This window comes from Allobosea sp. Root670 (assembly GCF_001429415.1).
GTDB lineage: Bacteria > Pseudomonadota > Alphaproteobacteria > Rhizobiales > Beijerinckiaceae > Allobosea > Allobosea robiniae.
The window spans coordinates 242061-266101 of the sequence record NZ_LMJU01000001.1 but is presented as its reverse complement, the minus strand read 5'-3'; the positions used below and the strand labels follow the sequence as shown (position 1 = coordinate 266101).

21 protein-coding genes are annotated in these 24041 nt (G+C 67.1%); 12 read left to right on the top strand and 9 right to left on the bottom strand.

Translation table 11 applies throughout. The features are described from left to right. Positions 1-23: 23 nt before the first annotated feature. Both topA and ASE61_RS01195 read right to left on the bottom strand, forming a co-directional pair. Positions 24-2717, bottom strand: coding sequence for a type I DNA topoisomerase (gene topA / locus ASE61_RS01200; protein WP_061963858.1), 2694 nt, complete (start codon positions 2715-2717; stop codon positions 24-26). A gap of 216 nt (positions 2718-2933) precedes the next feature. Next, positions 2934-4058 (bottom strand): serine hydrolase domain-containing protein, encoded by a 1125-nt coding sequence (locus ASE61_RS01195; protein WP_244492686.1) that lies wholly within the window; start codon positions 4056-4058, stop codon positions 2934-2936. Between the two features lie 153 nt (positions 4059-4211). Between ASE61_RS01195 and ASE61_RS01190 the strand changes: the two genes are divergently transcribed. Genes ASE61_RS01190 through dprA form a run of 4 tightly spaced genes read left to right on the top strand, consistent with a single transcriptional unit; the run spans position 4212 to position 8371 of the window. Next, positions 4212-5156 carry an aspartate carbamoyltransferase catalytic subunit gene (locus tag ASE61_RS01190; protein WP_061963856.1) on the top strand — a complete coding sequence of 315 codons (945 nt, stop codon included), beginning with the start codon at positions 4212-4214 and terminating at the stop codon, positions 5154-5156. 17 nt (positions 5157-5173) lie between these two features. Further along, positions 5174-6490, top strand: coding sequence for a dihydroorotase (gene pyrC / locus ASE61_RS01185; RefSeq protein WP_061963854.1), 1317 nt, complete (start codon positions 5174-5176; stop codon positions 6488-6490). A 29-nt stretch (positions 6491-6519) separates the two neighbouring features. After that, the gene (plsY, locus tag ASE61_RS01180) at positions 6520-7143 is read left to right on the top strand and encodes a glycerol-3-phosphate 1-O-acyltransferase PlsY (RefSeq protein WP_061963852.1); all 624 of its coding nucleotides are present in this window, start codon (positions 6520-6522) and stop codon (positions 7141-7143) included. Positions 7144-7159: 16 nt separating this feature from the next. Beyond that, a complete protein-coding gene (gene dprA, locus ASE61_RS01175) occupies positions 7160-8371 on the top strand; it encodes a DNA-processing protein DprA (RefSeq protein WP_061965458.1) in 1212 nt (403 codons plus the stop codon). Between the two features lie 16 nt (positions 8372-8387). Here the strand turns inward: dprA and ASE61_RS01170 are convergent, their stop codons facing one another. Beyond that, complete coding sequence (locus ASE61_RS01170; RefSeq protein ID WP_061963850.1) at positions 8388-8636, bottom strand: hypothetical protein; 249 nt, start codon at positions 8634-8636, stop codon at positions 8388-8390. A gap of 113 nt (positions 8637-8749) precedes the next feature. After that, entirely contained in the window at positions 8750-9664 is a 915-nt protein-coding gene (locus ASE61_RS01165; RefSeq protein ID WP_061963848.1) for an AEC family transporter, read from the bottom strand. A gap of 248 nt (positions 9665-9912) precedes the next feature. Here ASE61_RS01165 and ASE61_RS01160 point away from each other — a divergent pair, with 248 nt between their 5' ends. Together ASE61_RS01160 and ASE61_RS01155 are read left to right on the top strand one after the other, a co-directional pair. Further along, positions 9913-10302, top strand: a complete 390-nt coding sequence (locus ASE61_RS01160) for a hypothetical protein (protein WP_061963846.1) — start codon at positions 9913-9915, stop codon at positions 10300-10302. An 80-nt stretch (positions 10303-10382) separates the two neighbouring features. Continuing rightward, positions 10383-10769, top strand: coding sequence for a hypothetical protein (locus ASE61_RS01155; protein ID WP_061963844.1), 387 nt, complete (start codon positions 10383-10385; stop codon positions 10767-10769). Positions 10770-10838: 69 nt separating this feature from the next. On the opposite strand, the gene ruvX is transcribed toward ASE61_RS01155, so the two are convergent. Beyond that, positions 10839-11345 carry a Holliday junction resolvase RuvX gene (gene ruvX / locus ASE61_RS01150; RefSeq protein WP_061963842.1) on the bottom strand — a complete coding sequence of 169 codons (507 nt, stop codon included), beginning with the start codon at positions 11343-11345 and terminating at the stop codon, positions 10839-10841. A 170-nt stretch (positions 11346-11515) separates the two neighbouring features. Between ruvX and ASE61_RS01145 the strand changes: the two genes are divergently transcribed. Beyond that, positions 11516-12100, top strand: coding sequence for a GNAT family N-acetyltransferase (locus ASE61_RS01145; RefSeq protein WP_061963840.1), 585 nt, complete (start codon positions 11516-11518; stop codon positions 12098-12100). Then, on the top strand, positions 12097-13029 hold the full coding sequence (locus ASE61_RS01140) for a hydroxyacid dehydrogenase (RefSeq protein WP_061963838.1): 933 nt from the start codon (positions 12097-12099) through the stop codon (positions 13027-13029). Before ASE61_RS01145 ends, ASE61_RS01140 begins: the two co-directional genes overlap by 4 nt. 82 nt (positions 13030-13111) lie before the next feature. Here the strand turns inward: ASE61_RS01140 and argC are convergent, their stop codons facing one another. Next, positions 13112-14086 (bottom strand): N-acetyl-gamma-glutamyl-phosphate reductase, encoded by a 975-nt coding sequence (argC, locus tag ASE61_RS01135; protein WP_061965457.1) that lies wholly within the window; start codon positions 14084-14086, stop codon positions 13112-13114. 321 nt (positions 14087-14407) lie between these two features. Next, the gene (gene ade / locus ASE61_RS01130) at positions 14408-16123 is read right to left on the bottom strand and encodes an adenine deaminase (protein ID WP_061963836.1); all 1716 of its coding nucleotides are present in this window, start codon (positions 16121-16123) and stop codon (positions 14408-14410) included. Positions 16124-16245: 122 nt separating this feature from the next. Here ade and ASE61_RS01125 point away from each other — a divergent pair, with 122 nt between their 5' ends. The 4 genes from ASE61_RS01125 (at position 16246) to ASE61_RS01110 (ending at position 19281) form a co-directional block, all read left to right on the top strand. Beyond that, positions 16246-16944 carry a metal-dependent hydrolase gene (locus tag ASE61_RS01125; protein ID WP_061963834.1) on the top strand — a complete coding sequence of 233 codons (699 nt, stop codon included), beginning with the start codon at positions 16246-16248 and terminating at the stop codon, positions 16942-16944. 114 nt (positions 16945-17058) lie between these two features. Continuing rightward, positions 17059-17346 (top strand): Asp-tRNA(Asn)/Glu-tRNA(Gln) amidotransferase subunit GatC, encoded by a 288-nt coding sequence (gene gatC, locus ASE61_RS01120; protein WP_061963832.1) that lies wholly within the window; start codon positions 17059-17061, stop codon positions 17344-17346. 84 nt (positions 17347-17430) lie between these two features. Further along, positions 17431-18945 (top strand): Asp-tRNA(Asn)/Glu-tRNA(Gln) amidotransferase subunit GatA, encoded by a 1515-nt coding sequence (gene gatA, locus ASE61_RS01115; protein ID WP_061963830.1) that lies wholly within the window; start codon positions 17431-17433, stop codon positions 18943-18945. 129 nt (positions 18946-19074) lie between these two features. Continuing rightward, entirely contained in the window at positions 19075-19281 is a 207-nt protein-coding gene (locus ASE61_RS01110) for a hypothetical protein (protein WP_061963828.1), read from the top strand. An 86-nt stretch (positions 19282-19367) separates the two neighbouring features. On the opposite strand, the gene ASE61_RS01105 is transcribed toward ASE61_RS01110, so the two are convergent. Continuing rightward, complete coding sequence (locus tag ASE61_RS01105; RefSeq protein WP_061963826.1) at positions 19368-22556, bottom strand: efflux RND transporter permease subunit; 3189 nt, start codon at positions 22554-22556, stop codon at positions 19368-19370. A 121-nt stretch (positions 22557-22677) separates the two neighbouring features. Beyond that, entirely contained in the window at positions 22678-23832 is a 1155-nt protein-coding gene (locus tag ASE61_RS01100) for an efflux RND transporter periplasmic adaptor subunit (protein WP_061963824.1), read from the bottom strand. Positions 23833-24041 lie beyond the last annotated feature (209 nt).

Sequence of the window (24041 nt, the reverse complement as noted above, 5' to 3'; positions counted from 1 at the left end):
CTTCTCCGTGAGGCGCGGCGCGGTTAGCCGCGCGCCGCCTTCGGCGTCTTCTTCTCCGTCGCGTTCGGCTCGGCCGCTTTCTTGGCCGCCGTCTTGGCCGCCGTCTTCTTGGCAGGCGCCTTCTTTGCAGCGGCCTTCTTGGCCGGAGCCTTGGCCTTGGCAGCACCGCTGGCGGCCTTCGGCTTACCCTTGCCGCCCTTCGCCTCGGCCTTGGCGTTCGCCAGCTCGATCGCCTGTTCCAGCGTGATGCTCTCCGCAGTCATCGTCTTGGGCAGGGTCGCGAAGATCTTGCCCCAGGCGACATAGGGGCCGTATTTGCCGGCCTTGACCTCCAGCGCCCCGCCGGCGGGATGGTCACCCAGCGCCCGGCCCGGCGTCGCCGCCCGGCCGCCGCGCCCGCCGCCGGCCTCCTTGGCGACGATCAGGTCGATGGCGCGGTTGGCGCCAAGCTCGAGCACGTCGTCGTCCTTGTCGATATTGGCGTAGACCTTGCCGTGCTGGACATAAGGCCCGAAGCGCCCGATGCCGACGAGGATCGGCTCGCCGCTCTCGGGATGCCGGGCGACTTCGCGCGGCAGGGAGAGCAGCGCCAACGCCTTCTCCAGCGTGACGCTCGACGGGCTCATGCCCTTGGGCAGGCTGGAGCGCTTGGGCTTCTCGCCCTCGCCGAGCTGGATATAGGGGCCGAAGCGGCCGTCGCGCAGCGTGACTTCGAGGTTTGTCACCGGATCGGTGCCGAGGATGCGCACGCCGGGCGTGCCCTGGCCGCCCTCGGCCGAGGCCTCGCCATCGGCGGCCGGGACGGAGAGGGGCCGCGTATAGCGGCATTCCGGGTAGTTCGAGCAACCGACGAAGGCGCCGAACTTGCCGAGCTTGAGCGAAAGCTGGCCGTTGCCGCAGGTCGGGCAGACCCGCGGATCGGAGCCGTCGGCCTTCTTCGGGAAGATGTACTCGCCGAGGATGCCGTTCAGCGCCTCCAGCACGTCGCCGACGCGCAGGTCCTTGGTCTCGCCGATCGAGGCCTGGAACTCGTCCCAGAAGGCGCGCAGCAGCGCCTTCCAGTCGATCTCGGCGTTCGAGACGCGGTCGAGATTCTCTTCGAGATTCGCGGTGAAGTCGAACTCGACATAGCGCTTGAAGAAACTCTCCAGGAACGCCGTGACCAGCATGCCCTTGTCCTCGGGCACAAGGCGCTTCTTCTCGATGCGGACATATTCGCGGTCGCGCAAAGTCGAGAGCGTCGCGGCATAGGTCGAGGGCCGGCCGATGCCGAGCTCTTCCATGCGCTTGACCAGGCTCGCTTCCGAGAAGCGCGGCGGCGGCTCCGTGAAATGCTGGTCGGCGGCGATGTCGCGCTTCTCCAGCGGGTCGCCGGCCTTCATCGCCGGCAGCTTCTTGGAGTCCTCGTCTTCCTCGTCGTCGCGGCTTTCCTGATAGAGCGTCAGGAAACCGTCGAAGAGCACGACCTGCCCGGAGGCGCGCAATTCCAGGTTGCGGGCGCCGACCTTGGCCGCGATGTCGACCGTCGTGCGCTCCATCTCGGCCGATTCCATCTGGCTCGCGATGGTGCGCTTCCAGATCAGTTCGTAGAGCTTGGCCTGCTCGGGTTCGAGCTGGCGCGCGACCATGGCCGGCAGGCGGCCGAGATCGGTCGGGCGGATGGCCTCGTGGGCCTCCTGCGCGTTCTTGGCCTTGACCATGTATTTGCGCGGCGCGTTCGGCACGTATTTGGCGCCGAACTCCTTGCCGATGACGTTGCGCGCCGCGGTGATCGCCGAGGGGTCCATGTCGACGCCGTCGGTACGCATATAGGTGATGAGGCCGACGGTCTCGCCGCCGATATCGACGCCTTCATAGAGCCGCTGCGCCAGCTGCATCGTCCGTGCCGGAGCGAGGCCGAGCTTGCGCGAGGCTTCCTGCTGCAGCGTCGAAGTCTGGAAGGGCGGCTGCGGATGGCGCTTGACCGGCTTGGCCTCGACTTCGCTGACGGCGAAGAGGGCGGTTTCCAGCGCCGCCTTGAAGGCCTTGGCCTCCTCCTCGTTGCCGATATCGAGCCGGGTGATCTTCTTGCCGTCGGCGCCGACGAGCCGGGCCTCGAAGGTCTGGCCGGATTCCGTCGCGAGTGTCGCGACCAGCGACCAGTACTCACGGGCCCGGAAGGCCTCGATCTCGCGTTCGCGGTCGCAGACGAGGCGCAGCGCCACCGACTGCACGCGGCCGGCCGAGCGGGCGCCCGGCAACTTGCGCCACAGCACCGGGGAGAGCGTGAAGCCGACGAGATAGTCGAGCGCGCGGCGCGCCAGATAGGCATCGACCAGCGCCTGGTCGATCTGGCGCGGATTGGCCAGCGCCTTCTGCACGGCGTCCTTGGTGACGGCGTTGAAGGTGACGCGCTCGACGGGAATGCCTTTCAGCACCTTCTTCTGGTTCAGCGCTTCCAGCACATGCCAGGAGATGGCCTCGCCCTCGCGATCCGGGTCGGTGGCGAGGATCAGCTTCTCGGCGCCCTTCACGGCGCGCGCGATCTCGGCGACCTGCTTGGCGCCGCGGCCCTCGATCTCCCATTTCATGGAGAAATCGTTGTCGGGCTCGACCGAGCCATCCTTGGCCGGCAGGTCACGGATATGCCCGAACGAGGCGATGACCTCGTAGTCGGAGCCGAGGTACTTGTTGATCGTCTTGGCCTTGGCCGGCGACTCGACGACGAGGAGCTTCATGATTTTCGTGTCTCGATAACAGCCTTGATCAGAGCGCGGAACCGGCCGTAACGGACGGTCCCGCGACCCGCAAGACCGCTGCGGTTCGGAAGATGCGCGCGAAAGTGGTTCAGCGCGCCGGCTCTGTCAAACCCCGAATGGATGACAACGACGATCGCCGGCCCGCTGATGCAGCGGTGAGACATGGGGGCGATCGCCGGCTTTGCAAGCGGGGCGTCAGCCCCGCGCCGCCACCAGCCGGTCGATGAAGCCGTCGGTCTGGGCGCCGTTGATCCAGCGCAGCACCGCGACGACATCCTGCTCCGGATCGACCCAGATCACGTTGCTGCCGGCGCCCAGCGCCGAGAAGGACGCGGCCGGCACGCCCGGGCGCGCCGCCAGCCACCAGAGATAGCCGTAATTGGCCAGGGTGGGCGAGGGCGTCAGCATGCGCCTGACCCAGTCGCGCGACAGGATCTGCCGGCCGCCCCAGTCGCCCTCGCGGCCGATCAGCAGGCCGAAGCGGGCATGGTCGCGCGCGCCGATGAACAGCCCGCCGCCCCAATGGCCGCCGCCCGGCACCGACTGGATCGAGCGTCCGTCGATATCCGTGAAGGAGGTGCTGTAGCCCTCCCAGCGCCAGTCCGGCGAGGCGCCGATCGGGTCCATGACCCGCTCGCGCAGCACCTCCGGCAACGGGCGGCGGAAGCGCTCCAGCAGCGCATAGCTGAGGACGTTCACGCGCACGTCGTTATATTCGTAGAACGAGCCCGGCGTCTTGAGTTCGCGGCGCTGGCCCTTGCGGCTGTTGTCGGCGCCGGGGCCGATCTGGCGGTTATGGTCGACCTGGTCGGACTTGCCGAAGATCTCGCCCTGCCACTCGCTCGATTGCTGCAGCAGGTGCCGCCAGGTGATCTGGCCGTTATGGGCGCCGGCGAAGACCGGGCCGGCGACCGTCGCACCGACCGGCTCCTCGACATCCTTGATCAACCCGTCGTCGAAGGCGATGCCGGCGAGGACCGCGAGATAGCTCTTGGCGATCGAGAAGGTCATGTCGGTGCGGGCGGTGTCGCCCCATTCGGAGACAATGCGCCCGCCCTTCAGGATCAGGCCGGCCGGGCCGCCGCGCTCGCGCACCGGGCCGACGATCTCGGTCCAGGGGCCGCGCTCGTTCCACTCGACATTCCCGACATAGCTGCCGTCCGGATAGTACAGGCTGCGCGGCCAGGGGCTCTCCTGCTCGCGGGCGAACTCGACCGCGGCCTTCAGCCTCTCCGGGTCGAAGCCGGCCTCGGCGGGCGCGATCGTCTGCCAGAGGGCCCCATTGGGGGCGGGAGCGAAGGCATCGGTCGGGCTGGACAAGGCGGTATCCTCACGCACGGCGGAAAACCCGATTGGTAGCGCCGTTTCCGCGAAAGCTCCAAGACCCGCAAGACAACACCCACAGGACATGTGTCCTCCCAGCCGGGAGGAGCTTGCGCCGCACCCGACTCGCGCCTAAACAGCCTGCTTCAAATGACATCGCCAGCACCGCTCTATCCGCACCGCCATCTCCTCGGGATCGAGGGGTTGTCCCATCTGGACATCGAGGCGCTGTTGGACAGGGCCGAGGACTATGTCGCGCTCTCCCGCCAGGTCGAGAAGAAGGCGGCGACCTTGCGCGGCCGCACCCAGATCAACCTGTTCTTCGAGCCCTCGACCCGGACGCAGGCCTCCTTCGAGCTTGCCGGCAAGCGCCTCGGCGCCGATGTGATGAACATGTCCGTCGCCTCTTCCTCGGTGAAGAAGGGCGAGACGCTGATCGACACCGCCGCGACGCTCAACGCGATGCGGCCGGACATCATCGTCGTGCGTCACCATGCGGCCGGCGCGGTCAACCTGCTCGCCCGCAAGGTCGGATGCTCGGTGGTCAATGCCGGCGACGGCGCCCATGAGCACCCGACGCAGGCGCTGCTCGATGCGTTGACGATCCGCCGCAACAAGGGCCGCATCCAGGGCCTGACCGTGGCGATCTGCGGCGACATCCTGCATTCGCGCGTCGCCCGCTCCAACATCATCCTGCTCAATGCGCTGGGCGCGAAAGTCCGGCTGATCGCGCCGACGACGCTGCTGCCGCTTGGCATCGAGCGCATGGGCGTCGAAATCTTCACCGATATGAACAAGGGGCTGGAGGGCGCCGACATCGTGATGATGCTGCGCCTCCAGCTCGAGCGCATGCATGGCGCCTTCGTGCCCTCGCCGAAGGAGTATTTCCGCTATTACGGGCTCGATCACGAGAAGCTGGAGCGCGCTCAAGCTGACGCGCTGGTGATGCATCCGGGCCCGATGAATCGTGGCGTCGAGATTTCTTCTGCGGTCGCCGACGGCGCCCAGTCGCTGATCCGCGAGCAGGTCGAGATGGGGGTCGCCGTCCGCATGGCCGTGCTCGACGCGCTGGCCCAGCATCTGCCGAATGCGTAAGCGTAAAGAGAGCGGACATGGCTGACACGCAGGACATCGCGACGCGGGACTTGGCGATCGTCAACGCTCGCCTGATCGACCCCGCAACCGGTCGCGAAGAAGCGGGCTCCGTCCTGCTCCGCAACGGCATGATCGCTGCGGTCGAATGGCAGGGCGCCCCCGCTACGGGCGAGGGCGTGCGCCGCATCGATGCGAAGGGCCAGGTGCTGACGCCCGGCCTTGTCGACCTCCGCGCCTTTCTGGGCGAGCCTGGCGCCGAATTCCGCGAGACGCTCGGTACCGGCTCACAGGCCGCGGCCGCCGGCGGCGTCACCACGGTCGTCTGCCGCCCGGATACCAATCCGCCGATCGACGACCCCGCGATCATCGATTTCGTCAAGCGCCGCGCCCGCGACAAGGCCGTCGTCAACGTCCTCTCCTGTGCCGCCCTGACCAAGGGCCTGCATGGCCAGGAGATCACCGAGTTCGGCCTGCTGCTGGAAGCCGGCGCGGTCGCCTTCTGCGATGGCGCCAGAGGCCTGCGCAATCCGCAGGTCATGCGCCGCGCCATGATCTATGCCCGGAATTTCGACGCCCTGATCATGAACCATGTCGAGGACCCCGAGCTGCGCGGCTCGGGCGTGATGAACGAGGGCGAGTTCGCCAGCCGCAAGGGCCTGCCGGGCATACCCGTAGAGGCCGAGACGGTGATGCTGGAGCGCGACATCCGCCTCGCTCGCGCCAGCGGCGCCCGCTACCACGCCGCGATGATCTCCTGCGCGGAATCGGCCGAGCTGGTGCGTCGTGCCAAGCAGGACGGCGTGCGCGTCACCTGCGGGGTCTCGATCAACAACCTCACCCTCAACGAGAACGACGTCGGCGAGTACCGCACCTTCTGCAAGGTCACGCCGCCGCTGCGTCATGAGGACGACCGCCTCGCGATGGTCGCGGCGCTGGCCGAGGGCGTGATCGACGTCGTCGTCTCCGATCACGATCCCCAGGACGTCGAGACCAAGCGCCAGCCCTTTGCCGAATGCGCCGACGGCGCGCTCGGCATCGAGACCATGCTCTCGGCTGCCCAGCGCATGGTCCAGGCCGGGCAGATCGGCCTGCCGCAATTGCTCGCCGCCTTGTCGGCACGGCCGGCCGCCTTGCTCGGGCTCTCCGCCGGCAGGCTCGCTGTCGGGGCGCCCGCCGACCTCGTTCTGTTCGATCCCGAGGCGCCCTTCGTCGTCGACAAGCGCAAGCTCAAGTCCCGCGCCAAGAACTCGCCCTTCGACGAGGCACGGCTGGAAGGCATCGTTCAGGCGACCTTCGTCGGCGGCCGGGTGGTCTACGAAGCCGAGCCGGGCTAGGCTACCTGCAAACCGGGGGAACGGGCGGCATGACGGATGTTCTGAACTGGGGCCTCTCCGGCTCCGCCACGCTGATCGCCCTCGTCGTCGGCTATCTCTTCGGCTCGATCCCCTTCGGCATCATCCTGACCAGGCTCGCCGGTGGGCCGGACCTGCGCAGCATCGGCTCCGGCAATATCGGCGCGACCAATGTGCTGCGCACCGGCAACAAGAAGCTCGCGGCGGCCACCCTTGTCGGCGACATGCTGAAGGGCACGGTGGCTGTCCTGGTCGGCGCGCGCTTCCTCGGCGGCCCCGAGGCCGCGCTGGCCGCCGGCGCCGGTGCCTTCCTCGGGCATCTCTTCCCGGTCTGGCTGGGCTTCAAGGGCGGCAAGGGCGTCGCGACCTATCTTGGCGTGCTGATCGGCGTGAAGGCTTCGATCGCGCTGGTCTTCGCAGCGATCTGGCTGAGCCTGGCCTATCTGTTCCGCTATTCCTCTCTCTCGGCTCTGGTCGCGAGCGTGTTGACGCCGCTCCTGCTCTGGTTCTGGGTCGGGATGCCGAAGGCGGCGCTCGTCATGGCCGGGCTCACCGTCCTGCTCTGGATCATGCACCGGGAGAACATCGCCCGGCTATTGGCCGGACGCGAAGGCAAGATCGGCCAGAAGGGCTGACAGGGGCATGGCTGGGATCGTCCTCTCCGATCGCCAGCGTCTCGATTGGTTGCGGTTGATCCGCAGCGAGAGCATCGGCCCGCGCAGCTTCCGCACCCTGATGAACCGCTGCGGCGGCGCGGCCGCGGCACTCGATGCGCTGCCCGACCTCGCCCGGCAGGCAGGCCGCACGATCCGCATCTGCCCGGCAAGCGAAGCCGAGCGCGAATTCGAGGGACTGTCGCGCCTCGGCGGCCGCTTCATCGCGCTCGGCGAAGCCGGATATCCCGTCCCGCTGCAGGCGATCGATTCGGCCCCGCCCTTGCTGGCGGTGCTCGGGCGCGGCGACATCCTGCAACGCCCTGGCGTGGCCATGGTCGGTTCGCGCAACGCCTCGGCCGCGGGGATGAAGTTCACGGCGCGGCTCGCCCGCGAGCTCGGCGAGGCCGATTTCTCCGTGGTCTCGGGGTTGGCGCGCGGCATCGATACGGCAGCCCATGAGGCTAGCCTCGAAACCGGCACGGTCGCCGTGCTCGCCGGCGGGCTCGACGAGATCTACCCGCCGCAGAACATTCCGCTCGCCCGCCGCATCCTGGAGCGCGGCGCGCTGATCAGCGAGATGCCGCTCGGCTGGGTTGCGCGGGCGCGCGACTTCCCCCGCCGCAACCGCCTGGTCTCGGGGCTGTCGCTCGGCACGGTCGTGGTCGAGGCGGCGCGCCGTTCGGGCTCCCTGATCACCGCGCGCTTCGCCAACGAGCAGGGCAGGCTGGTCTTCGCCGTTCCGGGCTCGCCGCTCGATCCGCGCGCCGAGGGCGGCAACCACCTGATCCGGGAAGGGGCGACGCTCTGCGCCGAGGCGGCCCATGTCATCGAAGCGCTTCAGCCCTTGCGCCAGCGCGATCTCGACCTGTCCTTCCCGGTGCAAGCCATGCGCGAAGTCATCGGAGAGCCCGCCTCCGAGGCGATGTGGGACGAACTCGACCTGCCCGAGATCATGCCGGCGCCCGGCTATGCCCGGCATGAAGACGGCTTCGAGCCGGAGCCACCGTCATCTTTGCTGGCGAAGGGCGCTCCCGATTCCGGCCGGCTCGTGCTCGATCTTCTCGGCCCCACTCCGATCGGGCTTGACGATCTCGTCCGTGCCAGCGGGCTCGCGGCCCGCGAGATCGGTCATATCCTCGTCGAGCTGGAGCTGTCGGGTACCATACGGCGCCACCCCGGCGGGGCATTGTCGCGCAACCTGCCTTGAACCGGCCCGGCCGGTTTCAATGACGCTCGCTGCGCGGCGATGCCAGTCGCTCGATTTCCGCCGAGGCCTCGATTCTGGCCATTTCGAGAAAGTAGCTGAGGGCGCTGAGCCTGGCATCGCGGGCCATGGCGCGGAGTTCCGCCGCCATCCCCTCGATGAAGCAGGCGGCCTCCAGCGGCGACATCGGCCGGCTGGGAATGTCGTCTTCGCTGAGCCCTCCCGGATCGGGCTCAAGTGCGACCAGCTTGGAGACTTTGTGTTTCATGGCGAATGGATTCCCTCGCATAATCGGGGATCGACTCGTCCGGCGGGCTTTGCTTCCCGGACAGATATGCAATCATAGATTGCATTTATGAATGAATTTCAAGTTTCCGTATACTATGCCAGAAGAAAGACCGCTGCCGGAAGCGTCGCCAGGGCGAGCAGCGTCTGCAGCGTCGTGATCTCGGCCATCAGCGGGGCGTCGCCGCCGAGGTCGCGTGCCAGGAAATAGGCGGCGGTGGCCGTCGGGACGGCGCCTGCGACCACCGTCATCGCAAGGGCCGGGCCGGTGACGCCGAACCAGCCGGCATAGAGCCAGGCCAGCACCGGCATGACCGCGAGCTTGAGCCCGACGGCAACGGCATGCGCCAGCCGCGGCCGGGCCAGGCGGTCGAGGTCGAGCGCCGAGCCGACCACGAGCAGCCCGATGCCGAGCGAGGCACGCCCGAGCACGTCGAGATAGCCGGTGAAGGCGGTGGGCAGCAGCCACTGAACCTGATTGAACACGAGGCCGACCGCCGAGGACCAGATGAAGGGGTTGTAGAGAATCGAGCGGATCATCGCGCTCAGGCTCATCGGCTTGCCGCTGGCGAACCGGGCGAGCACGAAGACGCACATGACGTTGAGCAGCGGGATCATCGTGGCGACGGCGATCGCCATCAGCGTCGTGCCGGTGCGGCCCTGCAGGCCGGCCGCCAGCGCGAGGCCAACGAAGCTGTTCCAGCGCACCGAGCCCTGGAAGATCGAGGTGAAGGCCGGCCCCCCGATACCGGCCCGCGCCAGCAGCGGGCGGGCGAGCAGGAGCAGGGCAGCGACGCTGAGGATGGCGAGGACGAGGCTCGCGCCCATGCCGAGGACCGGAACGCTGCGCAGGTCGGCCATGGCCAGCGTATGGATCACCACCGCCGGAAACAGGACCTGGTAGGTCAGGCGCTCGACGCCGACCCAATGCGCCGGCGAGACGATGTTGCGCGCCTTCAAAAACCAGCCCGTCGCGATGACGAGGAAGACGGCGATCAGGCTATCGAGCATGGAGGGGCCGGAAACGAGGGCGGGGCAGGAGGCCGTGGCGAGAGGCTGTCGGGAACAATGGAGATGGGCAGCCGTTTTACTGTCGAACTGACCTGTCCCTGTCATGCCCGTTCGTGGCCGGCAAGGGCGCGGGAGAAGGACCGTCCTGTCCCTGCCGCAATGCTGCCGCGATTGGTTCAGGTCCCATTCAACCGGATTGCCCCATGCTGACTTCAACATTTGGTGATCTCGTGAAAGGAGATGCCGTCATGATGTCTCTGAAGAAGAAAGTCGCTGTTGCGCTGACCGCCGCGAGCGTTGCCGCGGCCAGCTTTGCCGTTCCCGCCATGGCGGCCGAAACGCGGGGCTTCGACGCGGCGCGCCTCGACAAGGCCCAGGCCGAATATACGCAGTATCGCTACCGTCACGGCTATCGTGGCCATTGGCGCGGCTCGTCGCGCGGCGCGGCGGTTGCCGGCGCGATCGGTCTCGGCATCCTCGGGGCCGCGGCGATTGCGGCCAACAGGAATGCTTATGCGGGGCCGAGCTACTACGACGACGATGGCTATTATGCGCCGCCGGCGCCGGTCTACGTCGCGCCGAGGCGCTACTACGCCCCCTATGGCTATCAGCCCTATGATTTCCGCGACTATCGCTGAGATGGATCGCAGCTAGACCGGGAGGGCCCGCGCAATCGCGCGGGCCTTTCTGTGTGACGATATATTTGGGATTTGGCGTCATGAAGCGCGGTCATGGACTTTCCGATGGGGGTATCGCCACGATGAAATCGCTTCGACAGACACTGGTCGCAAGCCTCGGTCTGGTCGCGCTGGCCTGGGCTTCCGCTCAGCCGGCCGTCGCCCAGTATTACGGCGGCCAGGGCAACGGCTACGAGCGCCGTGGCCAGGAACGCAACGGCTATGAACGTAACGGGTATCAACGCCGCGACTCCTGGCGTGACGATGATCGTGGCTCGCGTTTCGGCCGGGACGACGGGCGCGGTGGCTACGGTCGCCGCACGCAGAATCCGATGGCCGGGATGAGCCTTGAAGAGCAGAAGCGCGCGGTCAAGAACGAGCGCGAGGCGCAGAAGAAGGCGTTCAAGCGCGGCCAGATCTTCCAATAGGTCCAGGCTGGCGCGACGCCGGCAAGGACGGCTTTCACAAAGGCCGCTTCGCCATCCGGCGGGCGGCCTTCAGTCGTATTGGCTTTCGTCTTCGCCATCCTCCTGCGGTCCGAGCCGGCCCAGCCGGTCGAGCGCGCCTTGCAGGATATAGGCGGCCGCCATCTTGTCGACGACGGCGGCGCGCTTGGCGCGCGAGGCGTCGGCATCGAGCAGGGTCCGCGTCACGGCAAGCGTCGACATGCGCTCGTCCCAGAACACGATCGGCAGTTCGGTGAGGGGAATGAGATTGCGCACGAAGGCGCGGGTCGATTGCACGCGCGGTCCTTCCGTGCCGTCCATGTTGAGCGGCAGGCCGATGACCAGCCCGGCGACCTGGTGCTTGCCGGCGATCTTCAGCAGCGCTGCTGCATCGAGCCCGAACTTGACCCGCTGGATCGTCTCCAGCGGCGTCGCGATCTGCCGCTCCACATCCGAGAGCGCCAGCCCGATCGTCTTGCTGCCGAGATCGAGCCCGAGCAGCCGGGCATGCGCCGGCAGGTCGAGGAAGGCTTCGAGCGGGACGACGGCGCTGGTCATGGCATGGCGGTATCACGCGCCGGCCGGCCTCGCGAGCGATACCTTTTCCGATGCGCCCGGCGAATGACGGGTTCCCGGTAGCTGTAGCGCGGAAGCCATCGCGCATCGCCGGCTATCAGGCTATATCCGCGCGCTTGAAAAGCGGCGCAGCCGCATCGAAGGATAGTCCCGTGCCGGCGCGCATCTCGCTCCACGTTCCCGACAAGCACCTGCTCGGCGCCTATCAGGCGGCGTTGCGCGGCGGCTGGTCGCCGAATACGACGCGTAACGTCGCGCCCGAGCATCTCGCTGCCATTGCCGCCGATCCCGACGCTTTCCTCGCCGAGATCCGTGGCGGCCCCGGCCGGATCCGCCTGCCGGATGGCCGCGAGGTCGACCGCATTCCCGGCCCGACCCGCTGGATCTTTGCCGAGGATCTGCCGGAGCGGCCCTTCATCGGTTCGATCAACCTGCGCTGGCAGGAAGATGCGGCGGGTCGCCCGATCCTCGCCCTGCCGGAGCATGTGCTCGGCCATGTCGGCTACACCATCCTGCCGGCCTTCGCCGGGCGCGGCTACGCGACGGCGGCGCTTGCGGCGATGCTCGGCGTGGCGCGCGAAGCCGGGCTGCCCGAGATCAGCATCACCTGCGACGCGACCAACCAGGCCTCGCGCCGCATCATCGAGAAGAATGGCGGGCGGCTGGTCGAGACCTTCGTCGCGCCGCTCTACGGCCCCGATCAACGCCTCCGTTTCAGCGTCAGCACTGCACCATGACCGATATCGTCATCACCGAGTTCATCGACGACACCGCTCTCGCCAATCTGAAAGCGCGGTTCGCGGTCCATTACGACCCCGAGCTCTATGCCGATATCGACGAGATGGCGCGGCTTTTCGCCGATGTCCCGGCCGTGATCGTGCGCAACCAGACGCAAGTGCGTGGCAAGGTGCTGGAAGCGGCGAGGGCGCTCAAGGTGATCGGCCGCCTCGGCGTCGGCCTCGACAATCTCGACATGGAGACCTGCGCTGCCCGTGGCATCCGCGTCTTCCCGGCGACCGGCGCCAACAGCCTCTCCGTCGTCGAATATGTCATCGGCACGACGATGACCCTGCTGCGCGGCGCCTATTACGCCAATGCCGCGATGCTGGCCGGCGAGTTTCCCAAGACCCGGCTGATCGGCCGCGAGATCGCCGGCAAGCTTATGGGCCTCGTCGGCTTCGGCTCCATCGCCCGCGACGTCGCCCACCATGCCCGCGCGATCGGGATGGAGGTCGCTGCCTACCATCCGCGCCTTCCCATCGACGATCCGGCCTGGAGCGGCGTGCGGCGGCTGGAGCTCGACGAATTGCTAGAGCAGGCCGACATCATCAGCCTGCATGTCCCGCTGACCTCGGAAACCCGCGGCATGATCGACGCCAAGGCCTTCGCCCGGATGAAACCGGACGCGATCGTGATCAACACGGCGCGCGGTGGCATTCTGGACGAGGCGGCTCTGGTGAAGGCGCTCAAGGCCGGCAAGCTCGGCGGCGCGGCGATCGATGCCTACGAGCAGGAGCCGCTCGGCAAGGACGCCGCCAAGGTCTTCGCCGGGGCGCCGAACCTGATCCTGACGCCGCATATCGCCGGCAATACGGTGGAATCGAACGGTCGTGTGTCCGGGCTCGTCGCCGAGAAGGTCATGGCGGCGCTGGACGAGCGGATTTAGGGCGATCTGGACAGCCGGGAGCGACGGCTTTCGCCCCTGGCCAACCCTCGAGGCGGATTGAATAATCGCCTCGAGGCCCGTTTCATGGCCAGACAGGTGCGCCGTCCAGCCCCGTGCTTTCCGGTAGACCGCAGATCAGGTTCGCATTCTGCAGCGCCTGACCAGCTGCGCCTTTACCGAGATTGTCGACCACGCCCATCGCGATGATCAGGTCGCGCTCCGGGTCGGCCGCATAGCTGACGAATGCGAGATTTGAGCCGGTCGCCCATTTGGTCTGCGGTGGCTTGTTGGTCACGCGGACGAACGCCCGCTCGGCATAGAAGCGCCGCGCCGCGTCCAGGCACTCGTCCGTGGTGGCGCGGCCGCGGCAGTAGATGGTGGCGAGGATGCCGCGAGTCATCGGCACCAGATGGGGCGTGAACACCAGCCCGGCCGCGCTGCCGCCGCTCAGCCGTTCGATCGTCTTGGCGATCTCGGGCATATGGACATGCTTGAGCAGGCCATAGGGCACCAGGTTCTCGTTGCTCTCGGCATAGCCGAACTTGCTGTCGCCGCCCCGGCCGGCACCGGAGATGCCCGTCTTGACGTCGATCACGATGTTGCCGGGCTCGATCAGCTTGTTGACCAGCAGCGGAGCCAGTGCGGTCAGCGTCGCTGCAGGAAAGCAGCCGGGGTTGGCAACGCGGGCCCGGCCCTCGATCTGCGCCGGCCAGATGTCGGCCAGGCCGTAAGCCCAGCCTTCGACATAGCGGTGGTCGCCGCCGATATCGACGATCTTCACGTTCTTAGGCACGCGCGCCAGCGCGTCAGCCGAAGCACCGGTGGGCAGCGACGCGAAGAGCACGTCGAGCTTCGGCAAGGTTGCAGGCTCCCACTTCTCGATCACCAGTCCGGCCAGCTTGGTCGGCACACCGGGGAAGCGATCCACCAAGCGGCTGCCGGCGCTGCTGTCGCCGGCCGCGTAGACCAGCTCGAAAGACGGGTGGCTCGCGATCAGGCGCAGTGCTTCGCCGCCGCCGAAGCCACTGATCCCTACAATGCCGACGCGAATGCTCATGATGATGTCCTTCTGGGGTTCGGGCAAAAGAAAACCCCCGGAGCCGAGGGCTGCGGAGGTTCGGGAACACGGGCCGGGGGCCGCTTCGGCGGATGAAGCCTACGGTGAGGCTGTCATCATGCGGAAGGGCACTGATCGACGCGCAGCCGGAAGAGCCGCCGCTTGTGTGGAGCAGCGTCGGCGTCGATCACAGAGGTTCCGGTTTCCGAGCATGTCCCGCGACACTGTCGCTGCCCCTATTCATCGTCAAGCGGAAACTCCGCGTTCGCCGCAACGCGGACGCTGCGCGCTCAGCAAGCGTTCCAGCTCGCCATCAAAAGCTCACGCGAAATCGAACCGATCGACATCGACCAGCCCCTTGTCGGTGATCTTGAGATGCGGGATCACCGGCAGGGTCAGGAAGGCGACCTGCAGGAAGGGCTCGGCCAGCACGACGCCGAGTGATTTCGCGGCGGCGCGTAACTTTTCCAGATCGTGTCGCACGGCCTCGAAGGATTGCTCGCTCATCAGCCCGGCGACCGGCAGCGCCAGCTCCGCCGTGACCACGCCGCCATCGGCCACGGCGAAGCCGCCACCGATCTCGATCAGGCGATTGGCTGCCGCCGCCATCGAGGCTTCGTCGACGCCGACGACGCAGAGATTGTGGCTGTCATGGCCGACTGATGAGGCGATGGCGCCGCGCTTCATGCCGAAGCCATGGACGAAGCCTGTGGCGATGCCGCCATTCTTGCCGTGCCGCTCGATCACCGTGACCTTGATCGCATCCTGCGCCAGATCGGGCAGGGCCTCGCCATCGCGCGAGGGTAGGGCCATCGACAATCGCTCGGTGATGATCCGCCCCGGCACCACGCCGATCACCGGCGTCTCGCCGTCGCGGGCCTTAACGGTGAAGTCGGCGGGCGCGAGCTTGCGGCTCTTCACGCTGCCGAGTCCGACCGGAGCGATCGTCTTCCGATCCGTGAACAGCGCTTCCTCGACCAGCCGGCCCCCGGCCAGAACCTGCTTCACCGAGCAGGCGGCGAGGTCCTCGACCAGCACGATATCGGCGCGCTTGCCCGGCCCGATGAAGCCGCGATCGAACAGCCCGAAATTCCGCGCCGCCGACAAGGAGGCGATGCGATAGGTCGCCAGAACATCCGCGCCCTCGGCGATGGCGGTGCGGATCATGTAGTCGAGATGGCCCTCCTCGCCGATATCGAGCGGGTTGCGGTCATCGGTGCAGAAGGCGAGGAAGGGCGAGGCGTCGCGCGAGATCAGCGGGATCAACTGATGCAGGTCCTTCGAGACCGAGCCCTCGCGGATCAGGATCGCCATGCCCTTGGCAAGCTTCTCGCGGGCCTCGTCGGCGGTGGTCGTCTCGTGGTCGGTGCGGATGCCCGCCGCGAGATAGGCGTTGAGGTCCATGCCACGGACAAGCGGCGCGTGGCCGTCGATATGGCGATGCGAGAAGGCTTCGAGCTTGGCGAGGCAGCCGGGGTCGCGATGGATCACGCCCGGGAAATTCATGAACTCGGCCAGTCCGATCACCTTGGGGTGATCCATCATCGGCGTCAGGTCGGCGGCTTCGAGTCGGGCGCCTGCGGTCTCCAGATGCGTCGCAGGCACGCAGCTCGAGAGATTGACGCGCAGATCCATCCGCATCGCCTCGGCGCAGGCGAGGAAATAGCGGATGCCCTCGGTGCCGAGCACGTTCGAGATCTCGTGCGGGTCGCAGATCGCGGTGGTGACGCCATGCGGCAGCACGCAGCGCTCGAATTCGAGCGGCGTCACCAGCGAGGACTCGATGTGCAGATGCGTGTCGATGAAGCCGGGCACGGCGATGAGGCCCTTGGCATCGACGACGCGCTTGCCCTCATAGGTCCCGTAGGTCCCGACGATGGTATCACCGCAGATCGCGATATCGCTCTCGACCAGCGCACCGGTGACGAGATCGAGGAGTTCGGCGCCCTTGATGACGAGGTCGGCCGGCTCGTCGCCATGCCCCTGGGCGATCCGGCGGGCCAATTCTTGACTGGAGACCGTGGCGGCGTCGGTCATGGGGCGATTCCGTGGATTCGTCATGGCGCCAGCCTGCCTCTCTCCGCCTGCATTGTCGACTTGGTCGACGGACCGGATCGGCCTAGATAGGGGCCGGCATTTCGAAAGCCCGGAGCCTTCGCATGAAACTCACCTGGTACGGCCATTCCGCCTTCCGCGTCGATCTCGACGGCGCCGCCATCCTGATCGATCCGTTCTTCACCGGAAATCCGGCCTTCGAGGGCGATGTCGCCGCGATCTCCAAGGGCGTCAGCCATATCGTGGTCACCCACGGCCATGGCGACCATGTCGGCGACACGCTCGATATCGCCGGGAAGACCGGTGCGACCGTCATCACCAATTACGACCTCGCCATGCATCTGGCCTCGCAGGGCCTGAAGAATTTCAGCCCGATGAACACCGGCGGCACGGTCGATCTCGGCCCGTTCAGCGTCACGCTCACCCGCGCCGATCATTCGGCCGGCATGGGCGAGGGCGGCGTCAACGTCCCCGTCGGCAGCGCCAATGGCGCGATCATCAAGGCCAAGGGCGAGAAGACGCTCTGGCACATGGGCGACACCGACATCTTCTCCGACATGGCGCTGCTCAGCGAAATCCACGGCGTCGAGGCCTGCATCTGCCCGATCGGTGACCGTTTCACGATGGGCGGCAAGGTTGCGGCGCTGGCCATGACCCGCTTCGTCAAGCCGAAGCTGGCAATCCCCAGCCATTACGGCACCTTCCCGATCATCGATCAGAATGCCGACACCTTCGTCGCCGGCATGCAGGGCAGCGGCATCGGAGTGGTCCTGCCGAAGAAGGGCGAGGCTTTCGCGATCTGAGCCGGAGAATCCCGCCTGATCGATCAATGCTGATTTACGTTTGCCCGTTCGCCGCGCTATAGCGCGGCGAACCGTTTTCCGGCGCGCGATCCGCGCCCTTTTCAGGAGTCCGCCATGTCGGTCGATCTCGCCACCGTCAAACGCGTCGCGCATCTCGCGCGCATCGCCGTGCCGGAGGCCGATCTGCCCAAGCTGCAAGGCGAGCTCAACGCCATTCTCGGCTTCGTCGAGCAGCTCAACGAGGTGAATGTCGACGGCGTCGAGCCGATGACCTCGGTGACGCCGATGGCGATCTTGCAGCGCGAGGACGTGGTCAATGACGGCGAGATCGCCAACGCGATCGTCGCCAACGCCCCGGCCTCCGAGGACAACTATTTCATGGTGCCGAAGGTGATCGAATAAGCGCGAGGCGCGCCTGTTCGATCGTCCCGGAGGCGCGAAGCGTCATCCGGGATCACCATCTGCATACAGAACGGAACTGAAACCGTGACCGATCTCACCCGCCTGACGCTGACCGAGGCCCGCGACGGCCTGAAGGCCAAGACCTTCTCCGCGACCGAACTGACGAAGGCGCATATCGCCGCCGTCGAGAAGGCCCGCGCCCTCAATGCCTATGTTCTGGAAACACCCGAGCACGCCCTGAGGCAGGCTGCCGCCTCCGACGAGAAGCTCGCCAAGGGCGAGGCTGGCCCGCTCGAAGGCCTGCCGCTCGGCATCAAGGACCTGTTCGCGACCAACGGCGTGCGCACCACCGCCTGCTCGAAGATCCTCGGCAACTTCGTGCCGGCCTATGAATCGACCGTGACGAGCCAGCTCTGGCGCGACGGTGCCGTGATGCTCGGCAAGCTCAACAATGACGAATTCGCCATGGGCTCGTCGAACGAGACCAGCGCTTTCGGCAATGTCGTGAACCCGTGGCGCCGCAAGGGTTCCAATGTCGGCTCTGGCGCCGGTGGCGCCGTCGAGGGCAACCACCTCGTGCCGGGCGGTTCGTCGGGCGGTTCGGCTTCGGCCGTCGCCGCCGGTCTCTGCTTGGCCGCGACTGCGACCGATACCGGCGGCTCGATCCGCCAGCCCGCTGCCTTCACCGGCACGGTCGGCATCAAGCCGACCTATGGCCGCTGCTCGCGCTGGGGCACGGTCGCCTTCGCCTCCTCGCTCGACCAGGCCGGGCCGATCGCCAAGACCGTGCGCGACGCGGCGGTGATGCTGCGCTCCATGTCCGGCCACGATCCCAAGGACACCACCTCGGTCAACATGGCCGTGCCGGATTACGAGGCCGCCGTCGGCCGTTCGGTGAAGGGCATGAAGATCGGCATTCCCCGTGAATACCGGCTGGACGGCCTCAATGCCGAGATCGATGCGCTCTGGCAGCAGGGCATCGAATGGCTGAGGGCCGCAGGCGCCGAGATCGTCGATATCTCGCTGCCGCATACCAAATACGCCCTGCCGGCCTATTACATCGTCGCCCCGGCCGAGGCCTCCTCCAACCTCGCCCGTTATGACGGCGTCCGCTACGGCCTGCGCGAACAGGGCAAGGACATCGTCGAGATGTACGAGAAGACCCGCGCCGCCGGCTTCGGCGCCGAGGTCAAGCGCCGCATCATGATCGGCACCTATGTGCTCTCGGCCGGCTATTACGACGCCTATTACGTCCGGGCTCAGAAGATCCGCACGCTGATCAAGCGCGATTTCGAGGCGGTCTATGCGCAGGGCATCGACGCGGTGCTGACGCCGGCGACGCCGTCGGCTGCCTTCGGCATCGGCGAGAAGGGCTCGGCCGATCCGGTCGAGATGTACCTGAACGACATCTTCACGGTGACGGTGAACATGGCCGGCCTGCCGGGCATCGCCGTTCCCGCTGGCCTCGACGCGCAGGGCCTGCCGCTCGGCCTGCAGCTCATCGGACGCCCCTTCGACGAGGAGACCTTGTTCTCGCTCGGCGAAGTGATCGAGCAGGCGGCGGGCCGCTTCCCGGTCTCCGAGCGCTGGTGGGGCTGAGCGGAGTTCGGCCCCTGGGCTGCTGACAGAACGCTTCGCCATCCGGACGCTTGGTGAAGCCGCGCCGTCCCGGGATGGCATGAGCTACGCTTGGCCGTTAGGCTGCTTGCCTCTTCAAAGGAGACGGCGATGATCGTCAGCCGCGCGATGGCCTATGCCTGCCTGATGGTGTTCGCCGGCATGCTCGTGCTCATCGCCGCGCTGATGATCCTGCTGACGATCGTCCAGATGGCGCGTGGCGAGACGATTCCGGATTTGGGCGCTAGAGCGATCGGCACGGTGATCGCCGCCGGCCTCGCGCCGCTCTGCCGGGCATTGGCACGACGTCTGGTCTAGGCCGACCGGGCAGGGACGGCGAACGAAAAAGGGGCCGCATCGCTGCGGCCCCTTTCTTGTTTGGTTGTCCCGGGCCTTCCGTGGCCTCAATGCGCCCCGGTCGGCTGCGCCGCGGCCTTGCGCTTCGTCCCGCGCAGATCCGCCAGCCAGCGCACCATCACGTAGAACACCGGCGTGAAGATCAGGCCGAAGAAGGTCACGCCCAGCATACCCGAGAACACCGCGATGCCCATCGCCTGGCGCATCTCGGCGCCGGCACCGACCGAGACGGTCAGCGGCAGCACGCCGAGGATGAAGGCCATCGAGGTCATCAGGATCGGCCGCAGGCGGGTCTTGGCGGCTGCGATCGCCGCGTCGCGGCGGTGCATGCCCTCGTCCTCGGCCTGCTTGGCGAACTCGACGATCAGGATCGCGTTCTTGGCGGCAAGGCCGACGAGCACCACCAGGCCGATATCGACCAAAATGTTGCGGTCGAGCCCGGCATAGTTCACCCCGAACATCGCGGCCAGGATACACATCGGCACGATCAGGATGACCGAGAGCGGCAGGAGCCAGCTTTCGTAGAGCGCCGCCAGCAGCAGGAAGACGAACACCACCGCCAGCCCGAAGGCGATCACCGCGGTGTTGCCGGCGAGCTTCTCCTGCAGCGCGATCTCGGTCCATTCGAAGCCGAACCCGGCCGGCAGCCGCTCCGCCGCGATCTTCTCGACCGCCGCGATGCCCTGTCCGGTCGAGAAGCCGTGCGCCATCGAGAGCTGCACCTCCGCCGCCGGATACAGGTTGTAGCGCGGCACGCGATAGGCGCCGGTCGTGTCGTGGAAGGACGCGACCGAGCCGATCGGCACCATCTCGCCATCCGCATTGCGGGTCTTGAGCGTGGCGACGTCGCGCGTGGTCAGGCGGAACGGGTTGTCGGCCTGCGCCGTGACGCGGAAGGTGCGGCCCAGCAGGTTGAAGTCGTTGATATAGGCCGAGCCCATATAGACCGACAGGGTCTCGAAGATGCGCGTCACCGGCACGCCGAGCATCTCCGCCTTGGTACGGTCGATATCGGCATAGATCTGCGGCGTCTTGGTCGAGAACAGCGTGAAGGGCTGCTGGATGCCCGGGACCTGCGCGGCCGAGCCGGCGACGGTCCAGGCCGCCCCTTCAAGCGCCGCAAGCCCGCGTCCGCCGCGATCCTGCACGTAGCCCTTCAGGCCGCCGCCGGTGCCGATGCCCGGAATGGCCGGCGGCTCGATCAGCAGGGTGAAGGCCTCGGTGATCCCGAACATCTGCTGGCGCAGATCGTTCAGGATGCCCTGTGTGGTCAGGCCCTGCTTCTCGCGATCCTTGAACGGCGAGAGGGTGACGAAGGCGACGCCCGCGTTCGGCGCGATCGTGAAGGTCGCGCCGTCGAGGCCGGCGAAGGCGACGGTATGGGCCACGCCGGGGCGCGACTGCAGGATCTCGTTGGCCTTGCGCAGCACCGTGTCGGTACGTTGCAGCGAGGAACCCGGCGGCAACTGGATCACGGCGATGAAATAGCCGCGGTCGAGTTGCGGCACGAGGCCGGTCGGAGTCTTGCGGATATCGTAGACGGTTGCCGCGATCAGGCCGGAATAGACGATCAGCAGGATCACCGCGATCCGGATGAGTCGCGAGGTGACGCGGCCATAGGTTCGCGACAGCCAGTCGAAGCCGGCGTTGAAATAGTGGAAGAACCAGCGGACCGGCGCGCCCAGCTTGTAGAGGAAGCCGTGCTGCTCGTGCTCGTCATGCTTCTTGTGCGCCTTGAGCAGCACCGCCGACATCGCCGGCGAGAGCGTCAGCGAGACGAAGCAGGAGATTGCCGTCGAGGCTGCGATCGTAACCGCGAACTGCTGGTAGAACGTGCCCTGCAGGCCGCTGATGAAGGCGGTCGGGATGAACACCGCGCAAAGCACGAGCGCAATGGCGAGCAGCGCGCCGCCGACCTCGTCCATGGTCTTGTGCGCGGCTTCCTTAGGCGTCATGCCCTCGGCCAGATAACGCTCGACATTTTCCACCACGACGATCGCGTCGTCGACGACGATGCCGATGGCGAGCACGAGCGCCAGCAGCGAGATCGTGTTGAAGGAGATGCCGACCGCGCTCATCACCAGGAAGGTGCCGACCAGCGAGACCGGGATCGCGACGATCGGGATGATCGCGGCGCGCCAGGTCTGCAGGAACAGGATCACCACGATCACGACGAGCACGACCGCTTCGAGCAGCGTCCGCACGACGGCGTCGACGGATTCGCCGATGAACTCGGTCGGGTTGTAGATGATGCGATGCTCGAGGCCGACCGGGAACTGCTTGGCCATGTCGGCCATCGTCGCGATCAGCTTGTCCGAGGTCGCAAGCGCGTTCGAGCCCGGGCGCTGGAAGACGCCGATGGCGACGGTGTTCTTGTTATCGAGATAGGCGTTGGTGGTGTAGTCCTGCGAGCCGAGCTCGACGCGGGCGATATCGCGGACGCGGATCGTACCGCCATCGGCGTCCGAGCGCACGACGATGTTCTCGAACTCGGAGATATCCGTCAGGCGGCCGAGCGTGTTGACCGAGAGCTGGAAGGCCTCGTCCGACTTCGCCGGCGGCTGGTTCAGAGCGCCGGCCGCGACCTGGACGTTCGCCGCCCGGAGCGCGGCGACGACGTCGCCGGCCGTCAGGTTGCGCGCCGCCACCTTGGCCGGGTCCAGCCAGATGCGCATCGAGAAGTCGCGTGCGCCGAAGACCTGCACGTCGCCGACGCCGTCGACGCGGGTCAGCACGTCCTTCACGTAGAGCGAGGCGTAGTTGGAGATGTACTGCGCGTCGCGCGACCCGTCCGGCGAGATCATGTTGATGACCATCAGGAAGTCGGGCGAGGCCTTGCGCACCTGCAGGCCGAGCTGGCGCACTTCCGCCGGCAGGCGCGCTTCGGCCTGCGAGACGCGGTTCTGCACCAGCACCTGGGCCTGGTCGACATCGACGCCGGCCTTGAACACGACGTTGATGGTCACGCGCCCGTCGCCGGTCGACTGCGACGTGATGTAGAGCATGTCGTCGACGCCGTTCACCTCCTGCTCGATCGGCGTCGCCACCGTGGCGGCCACCGTCTCGGCCGAGGCGCCGGGATAGGTCGCGGTGATCGACACCGTCGGCGGCGCGATCTCGGGATATTCGGCGATCGGCAGCGAGCGCTGCGCGATGGCGCCGGCGATCGTCAGCAGCACCGAGAGCACGGTGGCGAAGATCGGCCGGTCGATGAAGAAATGGGCGAAGCGGAACATGGGAATGTCCTGGCCGGAATAAGGCGGGCGGGCGCCCGTTGGCGTCCGTGATTCGATGCCGGGCCAGGCAGGGCCCGAGAGGCGGGCACCGGCTTTTGCGGAAAGCCAGTGCGGCAGGCGCTCAGTTGGTCGTCGCGACCTTGATCTCGCCGGGCTGCGGGGCGACGGTGACGCCCGGGCGGACCATCGGGTTGGCGGTGCCGCCGACGATCACCTTGTCCTCGGGCGTCAGCCCGGACCGGATCACCCGGAGGCCTTCGCTGAGCGGCCCGAGCACGACCGGCTTCGGCACGACCTTGTTCTCGGGGCCGAGCGTCAGCACGATCTTGTGGGCCTGGTCCGAGGCGATGACCGTGTCCGGCACCAGCAGCGCGTCGGATTCGCCGGCGTAGAAGCGCAGGCGCCCGAACACGCCCGGCGTCAGGAACTGGTCCTTGTTCTCGAACACGGCGCGGCCGCGGATCGTCGCCGAACGGGCGTTGAGCGCGTTGTCGAGGAAGTTGACCTTGCCGCGGCGACCCCATTTGGGTTCGTCGGACAAGCGCACCTCGACCACCGTCCCGGCATCCTTGCTGGCCCCGTCGCGCGGGTTGCTCATCCGGGCATAGCGCAGGTAATCGGCTTCCGAGACGTCGAAGGTGAAGTAGATCGGCGCGACCGCGACGATGGTCGTCAGCAGCGACGCGCCCGACTGGCCGCCGGCGATCAGGTTGCCCGGATCGACGCGGCGGTTCGAGATGCGCCCGGCGAGCGGCGCGCGCACCTCGGTCCATTCGAGGTTGAGCTCGGCGTTCTTCAGGTTCGCCTCGGCACCCTGCAGCGACCCGACCGCACTGTTCAGGTTGGCGCGACGCTGGTCGACGTCGCGCGCCGTGATCGTGCGGTTCTGGGTCAGGCCCTCGGCGCGCTCGACTTCGTTCTGGGCGAGCTCGACCTGGGCCTTGGCGCGCGCGACTTCGGCGCGGGCCACGTCGACGGCCAGTTTGTAAGGCCGCTGATCGATGGTAAAGAGCAGGTCGCCCTTCTGGACGAGCGAGCCGTCGGAGAAATGCACGCTGTCGATGAAGCCGGAGACGCGGGCGCGCACGTCGACCTGTTCACTGGCCTCGAAGCGACCGGTGTACTCGTCCCAGTTGGTGATGCGCTTGGCGAGCGGGTTGGCGACCTGGACCGGAGGGGCCGGAGGAGCCCCCTGTGCAGCGGCGTCGAAAGCCGTCAGGACGGTCGACGTGAAGATGGCGGTGAGCACCAGACCGATGAAACGGCTGCGTGACATGACGGAACTCCGGGTAACGAGCCGGCCCAACCAATGAGGGTTTCCGGCATTTTGCGCAAGAAGGGGTGGCGAGTGACGAATGTCAAGAACCATCACCCGTCAATCGGCGCGATATAGCGCCACATAAGCCACATTCCCGCCATCTGGTTGCAGGAGCGCAACGCGGCGGGCCATTTTCGCCTCTCGTGAGTGCCGTGCCGGTGCAACGG